The organism is Corallococcus sp. CA053C (assembly GCF_003611675.1).
In the GTDB taxonomy this organism is placed as follows: Bacteria; Myxococcota; Myxococcia; order Myxococcales; family Myxococcaceae; genus Corallococcus.
Genome location: NZ_RAWA01000374.1, coordinates 1 through 9,715 on the forward strand (window position 1 = coordinate 1; position 9,715 = coordinate 9,715).

The 9,715-nt window shown below is 69.0% G+C and carries 8 protein-coding genes; 5 read left to right on the top strand and 3 right to left on the bottom strand.

All coding sequences use genetic code 11. From position 1 onward, the window contains the following. Window positions 1–1,543: SDR family NAD(P)-dependent oxidoreductase (locus D7V97_RS33970; protein WP_233583400.1), on the top strand; the 1,543-nt coding region annotated here is incomplete at its 5' end. Between the two features lie 7 nt (window positions 1,544–1,550). Here D7V97_RS33970 and D7V97_RS33975 read toward each other — a convergent pair. Next, window positions 1,551–2,726 carry a glycosyl hydrolase gene (locus D7V97_RS33975; RefSeq protein WP_120614774.1) on the bottom strand — a complete coding sequence of 392 codons (1,176 nt, stop codon included), beginning with the start codon at window positions 2,724–2,726 and terminating at the stop codon, window positions 1,551–1,553. Window positions 2,727–2,894: 168 nt separating this feature from the next. Between D7V97_RS33975 and ileS the strand changes: the two genes are divergently transcribed. Together ileS and D7V97_RS33985 are read left to right on the top strand one after the other, a co-directional pair. After that, window positions 2,895–6,638, top strand: coding sequence for an isoleucine--tRNA ligase (gene ileS, locus D7V97_RS33980; RefSeq protein ID WP_120614775.1), 3,744 nt, complete (start codon window positions 2,895–2,897; stop codon window positions 6,636–6,638). 79 nt (window positions 6,639–6,717) lie between these two features. Continuing rightward, window positions 6,718–7,083: a GFA family protein gene (locus D7V97_RS33985; protein WP_120614776.1), complete on the top strand. Its 366-nt coding sequence runs from the start codon at window positions 6,718–6,720 to the stop codon at window positions 7,081–7,083. Between the two features lie 64 nt (window positions 7,084–7,147). Here D7V97_RS33985 and D7V97_RS33990 read toward each other — a convergent pair whose 3' ends face one another. Beyond that, entirely contained in the window at window positions 7,148–8,113 is a 966-nt protein-coding gene (locus tag D7V97_RS33990; protein ID WP_233583401.1) for an AraC family transcriptional regulator, read from the bottom strand. A 96-nt stretch (window positions 8,114–8,209) separates the two neighbouring features. Between D7V97_RS33990 and D7V97_RS33995 the strand changes: the two genes are divergently transcribed. Both D7V97_RS33995 and D7V97_RS34000 read left to right on the top strand, forming a co-directional pair. Then, on the top strand, window positions 8,210–8,638 hold the full coding sequence (locus D7V97_RS33995; protein WP_120614778.1) for a nuclear transport factor 2 family protein: 429 nt from the start codon (window positions 8,210–8,212) through the stop codon (window positions 8,636–8,638). Beyond that, the gene (locus D7V97_RS34000) at window positions 8,635–9,486 is read left to right on the top strand and encodes an NmrA family NAD(P)-binding protein (RefSeq protein WP_120614779.1); all 852 of its coding nucleotides are present in this window, start codon (window positions 8,635–8,637) and stop codon (window positions 9,484–9,486) included. Before D7V97_RS33995 ends, D7V97_RS34000 begins: the two co-directional genes overlap by 4 nt. A 10-nt stretch (window positions 9,487–9,496) precedes the next feature. Here D7V97_RS34000 and D7V97_RS44920 read toward each other — a convergent pair. Next, on the bottom strand, window positions 9,497–9,715 hold a 219-nt coding region (locus tag D7V97_RS44920), incomplete at its 5' end, for a hypothetical protein (RefSeq protein ID WP_158623513.1).

Sequence of the window (9,715 nt, forward strand, 5' to 3'; positions counted from 1 at the left end):
CCCCGCCCCCAGCCAGGAGGAGGTGCTCCGCGTCACGGAGCTGCTGAACATGCTGGCCCACCACCGCGTGCACCTGACGCGCATGCCGGAAGAGGTCCACCACGGGCTGCTGGCCGCCGCCAGCCGGCTGGTGCACCCGGACCGGGCCGCCAAGAACCGGCTGCAGAACACGCTGCGCAAGGAGCGCAAGGAGCAGCAGCGCAAGAAGGACAGCGTCGTGCGCGCCACCACGGAGATCCGCGCCCTGCGCCGCGCGCCCGTGCTCACCCTGCCGATGCTGCCCGCGCCCCCGCCCGTGGACGTGGAGGAGCGCCTGCTGGAGGTGCCCCGCAAGTGCTACGTGTGCAAGGCGGAGTACCGCAAGCTGCACTTCTTCTACGACACCCTGTGCTGCGCGTGCGGCGACTTCAACTACGCCCGGCGCACCCAGCGCGCGCCGCTCAACGGCAAGGTCGCGCTCATCACCGGCGCGCGCGTGAAGATTGGCTTCCAGGCGTCGCTGATGCTGCTGCGCTCGGGCGCGACCGTGATTGCCACCACGCGCTTTCCCCAGGACGCGGTGCTCCGCTACGCGCGGGAGCCGGACTTCGCGGACTGGTCCCACCGGCTGCACGTGCACGGCCTGGACCTGCGGCACGCGCCCAGCGTGGAGCTGTTCGCGCGCCACATCGAAGAGACGCACGACAAGCTGGACATCCTCATCAACAACGCGGCGCAGACGGTGCGCCGGCCGCCGGGCTTCTACCAGCACCTGCTCCAGGGTGAGCTGCGCCCCGCGAACACGCTGCCGGAGGAGGTGCGCCCGCTGCTCGCTGGCCACCAGGCGTGCATCGCGGCGCTCAGGCCCATGCTGAACCCCGGCCACATGGGGGATGCGGGCGACGCCGTGTCGTCGCTGCCCGTGGCCACGTGGCGCAGCAGCGACCCCGCGCTGGGCATCCACTCGTCGGCGGCGCTGTCGCTGCTGCCCTACGCGATGGAGCAGGAGCCCGACACGCAGGCGCTCTTCCCGCAGGGCCGGATGGACGCGGACCTCCAGCAGGTGGACCTGCGCAAGACGAACTCCTGGCGGCTGAAGCTCGCGGAGGTGCAGACCGCGGAGATGCTGGAGGTGCACCTGGTGAACGCGGTGGCGCCCTTCATCCTCTGCGGGAAGCTCAAGCCGCTGATGATGCGCGACCGCTCGCAGCCGGGCCACATCGTCAACGTGTCCGCGATGGAGGGCAGCTTCTCCCGCGGCACCAAGACGGACAAGCACCCGCACACCAACATGGCCAAGGCCGCGCTCAACATGATGACGCTCACCTCCGCGCCGGACTACGCGAAGGACGGCATCTTCATGAACGCCGCGGACACCGGCTGGGTCACCGACGAGGACCCCGCCCAGCACGCCGAGCGCAAGGTGCAGGAGCTGGACTTCCAACCCCCGCTCGACATCGTGGACGGGGCCGCGCGCATCGTCGACCCCGTGATGACGGCCATCAACACGAACGAGTTCGTGTGGGGCAACTTCTTCAAGGACTACCGCCCCACCAACTGGTGAACCGGCTTCAGCGCAACGCGGCCCAGTTGTAGGTCGCGTTGCTTCCGCCGGTCAGCACCCGCCAGTACGTCCCGTAATAGCCATACGTGTCCTTGATGGCCTTGTAGTTGCTGGACACGTTCCAGTCGTTGGGGCTCGTCGTGCCCAGGTTGTAGACGAGCGAGTCCCCCCACACCGAGTAGATGGCCCACGGGCGCGCGTCCAGCTCCGACACCGTCCCGTAGCGGCTGTCGCCCCAGCGCACCGGCAGCTTGTCCGTCTCCGCCACCATGCGCGGTTTGTTGTAGCCCGCGAGCCCCGTGTAGAACTGGGCCGGGAAGTAGGGATTGCCGTGGTAGATGTCCACGGCCACCACGTCCACGCGGTCGCTGCCCGGGTAGTAGACCGAAGCGTCCCCGCCGTACGTCCCGTCCCACTCATACGGCGACCAGACGAAGATGAGGTTCTTCAGCCCGCGCGTCTTCACCAGGTAGTCGTGCGCGATGTTCCAGAGCTGCTTGTACTGGTACGGGTCCTGGTTCGCCCACCAGAACGGTGACGCGCTCCCCTTCTTGTTCATCTCGTGGAAGGGGCGGAACAGCACCGGCACGCCTGCGTCCCGCAGGACGGTGAGCTTGTCCGCCGCGAAGGACAAATCCCTCAGCAGCGCCTGGTACTCCGCCGTGTTGGCCTGCCAGTTGATGACCCGGCCCATCCAGTTGTAATCCATCCAGCTCTGCCGGAAGGTGTTCTCCCAGCTCTTCACCGACGCGCCCGGATAGGACTGGTGGAAGCTGAACCCGACGATGCCCTCCCCGTAGATGAAGCGGTCGCGCGCGAAGCCCACCGCATAGTCCACGTACGGCTCGCTGTAGGTGCTGTGGTAGTTGCCCGGCCCGAAGTCGAGCTCCACGAAGCCCGGACGCCGGCCGGAGATGTCTCCCACCTTCACCCAGTACTCGCCCGCGTAGGCCTCCTTCTGGGCCTCGCAGTGCTGGCCCATGATGGTCTGCTTCGTCCCACCGTTGCGGCTGTTGTTCTCCAGGTCCGTCAGCAGGTTGTAGACCTTCTGCGCCTGCGCCGTGGGGCCCGGCGTGCTCAGCGTCCGGGACACCTGCGCCCGCGCCGGGGCCGCGCCCAGGCACAGCGCCAGCGCCGCAGTGAGCGCGACGACGGGGGAGAGAGAAGAACGGGACACATGCATCACGTGGGGACCTCCAGGGCTGCCCGGGAAGCGGGCAAGGTGCCATCCCTTCTCCACGGATTACATGAATTTCAGTGAAAGCCAATTTGTCCACCGGCCGGCGGGGCAGGCCGCAAGGGCCTGGATTCACTGCCAGCGGGCCGGTCCGGTGGTATCAAGCACGCCACCATGTCTGAAAAGCCTTCGCCCCTGTTCGACGCGGTCCCCGTGGAGATGGACTTCCCGGCCGAGGAGCGCCGCGTCCTGGCCTTCTGGAAGGACCGCGGCATCTTCGAGAAATCGCTCAAGGCGAACGAAGGGGCCAAAAGCTTCGTCTTCTACGAGGGCCCGCCCACGGCGAACGGCCTGCCGCACAACGGCCACGTCCTCACGCGCGTCATCAAGGACCTGTTCCCGCGCTACCAGACGATGCGGGGCCACTACGTGCCGCGCAAGGCGGGCTGGGACACGCACGGCCTGCCGGTGGAGGTGGAGGTGGAGAAGGAGCTCCGCATCCACGGCAAGGCGGAGATCGAGAAGTACGGCGTGGAGCCCTTCACGGAGCGCTGCATCGAGTCCGTGTTCCGCTACACGGCCGAGTGGGAGCGGCTGACCCAGCGCATCGGCTTCTGGGTGGACCTGAACGAGGCCTACGTCACCTACCACCGCGGCTTCGTGCAGAGCGTGTGGTGGGCGCTCTCCGAGCTGTTCAAGAAGGGCCTGCTGTACCAGGGCCACAAGGTGGTGTGGTGGTGGCCGCGCGGCGGCACCGCGCTGTCCGCCGCGGAAGTGGGCCTGGGCTACAAGACGGTGGACGACCCCAGCGTCTACGTGGCCTTCCCGCTGCGCGACGCGCCGGACACGTCGCTGCTCATCTGGACGACGACGCCCTGGACGCTGCCGTCCAATATGTACGCGGCCGTCAACCCGGCGGTGGACTACGTCACGGTGGACGCGGGGGACCGCAAGCTCATCCTCGCCGCCGCGCTGCGCGAGGACCTGGCGAAGAAGCTGAAGAAGGACCTGCCGGTGCTGGCCACGCAGAAGGGCCAGGCGCTCGTCGGCAAGCGCTACACGCCGCCCTTCGACACGTACTTCGCGAAGGACGCGGACGCCACGCTGCCGCTGAAGGACGGCGGCACGGACACGGTGGCCTGGCGCGTGATGGCCGCGGACTTCGTCACGCTCGACAGCGGCACGGGCATCGTGCACACCGCGCCCGCGTTCGGCGAGGACGACTACCGGGCCTTCCGCAAGGACAGCCAGCGCTTCCAGAACCCGGACGCGCTGGAGATGCGCTGCGCGGTGAAGCCGGATGGCACGTTCTCCGAAGAGGTGCCGCTCGTCGCGGGCCGCTTCGTGAAGGACGCGGACAAGGACCTGCAGCGCAACCTGAAGGAGCGCGGGCTGCTCATCCACACGGAGCAGTACCGCCACGAGTACCCCTTCTGCTGGCGCGCGGACGAGGACCCGCTCATCCAGTACGCCCGGCCCGCCTGGTACATCCGCACCACCTCCGTCATCGAGGAGGCGAAGAAGAACAACCAGCACGTCAACTGGGTGCCGGAGAACATCAAGGACGGCCGCTTCGGCGACTTCCTCGACAACAACGTGGACTGGGCCCTGTCGCGCGAGCGCTACTGGGGCACGCCGCTGCCCTTGTGGATCCACTCGGAGACGGGTGAGACGGAGGCCGTGCCGTCGCTCGCGGAGCTGCGCACGAAGCCGGGCAACAACGTGGCCGCCGTGGAGGCGGAGCTGAAGGCGTTCCTCGCCGGCAAGCCGCACGAGTCCAACTCCGAGCACCTGCTGGTCCACAAGCCGTGGATCGACAAGGTCACCTACGAGAAGCCCGGCGCGGGTGGGAAGTTCCAGCGCGTCCCCGAAGTGGTGGACGTGTGGTTCGACTCCGGCTGCATGCCCTTCGCGCAGTGGGGCTTCCCGCATGCGCCCGGGTCCCAGGAGATGTTCAACCGCGCGTTCCCGGCGGACTTCATCTCCGAGGCCATCGACCAGACGCGCGGGTGGTTCTATTCGCTCCTGATGGTCAGCACGCTGGTGTTCGACGAGGAGACCCAGCAGCGCATGGGGCTCACGCCGAAGCGTGAGTGGCCCATGCCGTACAAGAGCTGCATCGTGCTGGGCCACGTCTCCGACAAGGAGGGCAAGAAGGAGTCCAAGTCCAAGGGCAACTACACCCCGCCGGAGATCATCCTGGACGAGGTGCGGATGGACTTCGCGGTGCTCACCGCCACGGAGGCCGGCGTCCCCGCGGAGCCCGGCGTGGCGCTCATCGCGCGCGAGGACCTGGAGGGCCTGGACACGCAGGAGGGCGCGCGCGTGCAGCTCTTCCGCTCGGACCGGCCGGACACCGCCGTCACGGTGACGGTGAAGGTGCACAAGAAGCTCAAGCGGCGCGTCATCCTCCTGGCCCCGGCTGAGCTGCAGGCGCTGGACGTGAAGCCGTCGGCGCGCGGCGCGGACGTGATGCCGGTGGAGGTGCCGAGGCTTCCGGCCGGTGAGCGCGTGGTGCTCAAGGACCCGGCGACGAAGGCCCCGGGCGCGGACGCGTTCCGGTGGTTCTTCTACGCGGCGAGCCCCACCTGGTCCAACACGCGCCACTCGCTGGCGAACGTGCGGCTGTTGCAGAAGGACTTCCAGGTCAAGCTGCGCAACGTCTACTCGTTCTTCACCATCTACGCGAACATCGACGGCTTCAACCCGGCGAAGGGCAACGCGGGCGCGAAGGAGGCGCCGTGGCTGGCCATCCGCAAGAGCGAGGGCTGGCGCGAGGTGAAGGCCCGGCCCGTGTTGGACCGGTGGATCCTCTCCGAGGTGCAGCTCACGCTGCGCGACGTGGCCAAGGCGCTGGACACGTATCAGGTGTACGACGCGGCCCAGCGGATGGTGGCGCTGGTGGACGCGCTGTCCAACTGGTACCTGCGCCGCAGCCGCGAGCGCTTCTGGGCGCCGGGCTTCGAGCAGGACAAGCAGGACGCGTACTTCACGCTCTACGAGGCGCTGACCACCATCACGGCGCTGTCCGCGCCCTTCATCCCGTTCTTCACGGACGCCATGTGGGGCAACCTGGTGGCGAAGCCGTGGGGCGCCACGCAGCCGGAGAGCGTGCACCTGGCGCGCTTCCCGGACGTGGACGCGAGCCTCATCGACGAGGGGCTGGCGGCGGAGATGGGCGCGGTGCGCGAGCTGGTGTCGCTGGGCCTCAAGGTGCGCACGGACAACCGGCTCAAGGTGCGCCAGCCGCTGTCGCGCGCGGACGTCATCCTGTCGCGCCGCGAGCTGTCGGAGCGCGTGGCGGTGTACCAGGAGCTCATCTCCGACGAGCTCAACGTGCACACCGTAAAGCTGGTGGAGCCGGGTGGCCCGGAGGCGGACGTGGTGCGCTACCGCGTGCGGCCCAACCTGCGCGCCATGGGCAGCCGGCTGGGGCCCAAGCTCGCGCCGGTGCGCAAGGCGTTCGACTCCGGTGACGGCAAAGCGCTGCACCACGAGCTGCTCCAGACGGGCAAGGTGGCCCTGAACGTGGGCGGCGAGGACATGGTCTTCCCGGCCGAGGAGCTGGAGACGCTGGTGGAGGCGCAGCCCGGCTACGCCGCCGCCGGTTCAGGCGTGGGCGTGGTGGTGCTCCACACGCAGCTCACGCCGGCCCTGGAGGACGAGGGCCTGGTGCGCGAGCTGCTGGCGCGCGTGCAGGGCAACCGCAAGGACCTGAACCTGGGCTACACCGACCGCATCCGCCTCTGGGTGGACGGGGATGAGCGGGTGAAGCGCGTCGTCACGGCGGCCCGCGCGGAGATTGAACGCGAGACGCTGGCCTCGGAGCTCCACGTGGGCCCCGAGGGCCTCACCGGCACCGAGGTGGAGGACAGCCTCAACGGCCTGCCCGCGCGGATCCGCGTCGAGCGCGTCTGAAGTGTGGAACAGCGGGGCCCCCCGGGGCCCCGCGCCTTTTCCCTGGGGAGAAAGCAAGCGCATCCCCCAGGATGGAGGGATGAGCGAGCCCCTGAAGGGAAGCTGTCATTGCGGTGCGACGCAGTTCGAGGTGACCGCGCCGCCCAAGGAGCTCACCCGGTGCAACTGCACCTTCTGCTCCAAGCGGGGCATGCTCTGGGCCTACTACGACCCGGAGCAGGTGAAGATCACGCGCCGCGAGAGCGTGGTCACGTACGACCGCAACGCGCCCGTCGAACACCACCACTGCCAGGTCTGCGGCTGCGGCACCTGGACGGACATGCCCGTCTGGGAGAACGACGCCCCCGTGCCGGGAAAGTTCAGGGTCGGGATCAACGCGCGGCTGTTCAACGACTTCAACCTGGACGCCGTGCGCGTGGTGTTCTTGGACAGGCGCGACATCTAGTAGCCGCGGGTTCGCGGTGAACGCCGTGTCGTCGCGGTACATCACGGTGTCTTGATTTGACAGCCTATGTGTCAATCAGACTGAGGCGTGTTTCACGGAGCGCGGGCGTGCGCCGGTACGCGCCGGGTCCCATGCCCCAGCGTCGCTTGAAGGCCTTGCTGAACGCGGGCGCGCTCTCGTAGCCCGCGCGTTCGGCGATGGCATCCAGGCTGTCGTCGGATTCGTGCAGCCAGCGCGCGGAGCGGGTCATCCGCCAGTTGGACAGGTATTGCAGCGGCGTCTCGCCCACCAGCGAGTGGAAGCGCGCGGCGAACCCGGAGCGCGACAGGCCTACGGCCGCCGCCAGTCGCTCCACCGTCCACGGGTCGCCGGGCCGCTCGTGCATCAGGGCCAGCGCGTTGCCGATGGCCGGATCCGCCAGGGCCTTCCATCCCCCCTCGCCCGGCTTCGCGAGCACGGCCTGGGCCCGCAGCGCCTGCACCAGCAGCACGTCCGCCAGACGGCCGACCACGAGGGCACTCCCCGGCCCCGGCTCGGCGGTCTCCGCGGAGAGGAGCTGCACGGCGGCGGCGAGCGACGGCGTCCCACCGGACTCCTGCGTGGACAGGTGGATGATGGGCGGGAAGGCCCGCAGCAGCGGGTGCGTGGGGTCCACGCCGAACTGGAAGCAGCCGGTGATCAACGTGGTGGTCGCGCCCGGCCCCCCCAGCCGAACGGCCTTCCCCGACGAAGCCCGGAGCTGCTCGGGGGTGATGAAGTCGCGGGGAACCTTCCGGGTGCCGTCATCCAGCACGTGGGCGGTGGCGCGGGGCAGCAGCACCACGTCACCCGCGGACAGGAACACCGGTTGCGCCAGGCCCTCCACCTGGAGGCGCAGTCCTCCCCGCGCCACCACGTAGAAGGACGCATTGACCTTGCGGGGCAGGCGCAGCGCCCACGGTGCACCCAGTTCGAAGCGACCGAAGAGCAGCGTCTTGAACCGCAGCGTCTCCAGCACATCGGACACCACGTCGGTCTTTTCGTCTGGCATCCCTGGACGCTCGGACAGTTCTTTTGGACGCAGTGACATTGAGCGTCCATAACGCCAGCCCCATTCTAGGTCCATCACCTCTTGATGGAGCCTCCCATGGATCGCACAACCCCCTCCTCCGACCTGGCCCGCGTGATGGACGCGCACCTCGCCCTCATCGGCACGGACATCGAACGCTGGCTGACCCTGTTCGCCGACGATGCCGTCGTTGAATTCCCCTACGCCCCCTCGCTCGGCATGCCTTCCCGCCTGGAGGGCATCGAAGCCATCCGGGCCTACTTCGTGCCCATCACCCAGCGCTTCCAGGGGCTCGCCTTCGCGGGCGTCCAGCGCTACCCGACCACCGACCCGAACGTCGGATGGATGGAGGTCCACGGCTCGGCGACGTTGCAGCCGTCACACTTCCACTACGAACAGGACTACGTGATGCGCCTGCACCTGCGCGAGGGGCGCATCGTCCGCTACCGCGAGTACTGGAACCCCCTGGCCGCTCCGGCGGGAACCTTCGGCAAGGAGCAGGCATGAAGCCGCGCATCCTCGTCACCGGCGCCTCTGGCAACACGGGACGTCCCATCGCGGAAGGGCTGGCCTCGGAAGGGTTCCGGGTGCGGACCGCCACGCGGAGCACGACGCCACCGTTCCCCTCCACCGACCACGTCCGCTTCGACTGGGCGGACCCCACCACGCACGAAGCCGCGGTGGACGGCGTGGACCGGATGTACCTGCTGGTGCCCGCGCTGGCGGAGGACCCGTCCCTCCTCGTGAATCCGTTCATCGAACGCGCGCTGGCCAGGGGCGTGCGGCGCGTCGTCCTGCTCAGCGCCTCCGCCATTCCGGAGGGGAGCCCGGGTCTGGGACAGGTGCACCGCTTCCTGCGCGAGCACGCACCGGAGTGGAGCGTGCTGCAGCCGTCGTGGTTCATGCAGAACGTCTCCAACCCCCAGAACCAGCACGGGGCCAGCCTCCGGCGCGACGGCACGCTGATGACCTCCACGGACAAGGGGCGCGTCGGGTTCGTGGACGCGGCGGACATCGCGGCGGTCGGCGTCCGGGCGCTCGCGGATGAGCCCTCCCATGACACCGCGCACGTCATCACCGGCCCCCAGGCGCTGAGCTACGACGACATCGCGGCGGTGATGTCCCGGGTGTCGGGCCGCCCCATCCGGCATGTGCATGCGAGCCGGGAGGAGGTGCGCCGGCACCTGCAGGAGGCGGGCATGCCGGAGGCCTACGCAAGCATGCTCTCGGGCCTGGACGTGACCCTCCGGGATGGGGCCGAGGACCGCGTGACGGACACCGTGCTGCGCGTCACCGGCCAGGCACCGCGCGACTTCGAGACCTTCGCCCGGGCCCACGCCAGCGTCTGGCGTTGACTCAAAGGGCCTACCGACGGAACTGCTGCGTGAACCCGATGATGACCGCGCAGGCCAGCAGGGCCAGCACGGAGCCGATGATCATCATCGGCAACTTCACCCAGAAGGGTGTCGTGTCCCAGGGGCGCCCGGTCAAGAGCCCCGTGAGGCCCGCCGTGAGCCAGGCGGTGCCCATGAAGAGCGTGGGGATCATCACGAGTGCGGGCAGCCCGCCCCCGCCCTTCATGCC

What these genes read in the sequence shown, in the direction of transcription:
- D7V97_RS33975 (WP_120614774.1), bottom strand. Translation starts at nt 2,726, where the DNA reads ATGCATGTGTCCCGTTCTTCTCTCTCCCCCGTCGTCGCGCTCACTGCG.
- D7V97_RS33985 (WP_120614776.1), top strand. Translation starts at nt 6,718, where the DNA reads ATGAGCGAGCCCCTGAAGGGAAGCTGTCATTGCGGTGCGACGCAGTTC.
- D7V97_RS34000 (WP_120614779.1), top strand. Translation starts at nt 8,635, where the DNA reads ATGAAGCCGCGCATCCTCGTCACCGGCGCCTCTGGCAACACGGGACGT.
- D7V97_RS33995 (WP_120614778.1), top strand. Translation starts at nt 8,210, where the DNA reads ATGGATCGCACAACCCCCTCCTCCGACCTGGCCCGCGTGATGGACGCG.
- D7V97_RS33990 (WP_233583401.1), bottom strand. Translation starts at nt 8,113, where the DNA reads ATGCCAGACGAAAAGACCGACGTGGTGTCCGATGTGCTGGAGACGCTG.
- ileS (WP_120614775.1), top strand. Translation starts at nt 2,895, where the DNA reads ATGTCTGAAAAGCCTTCGCCCCTGTTCGACGCGGTCCCCGTGGAGATG.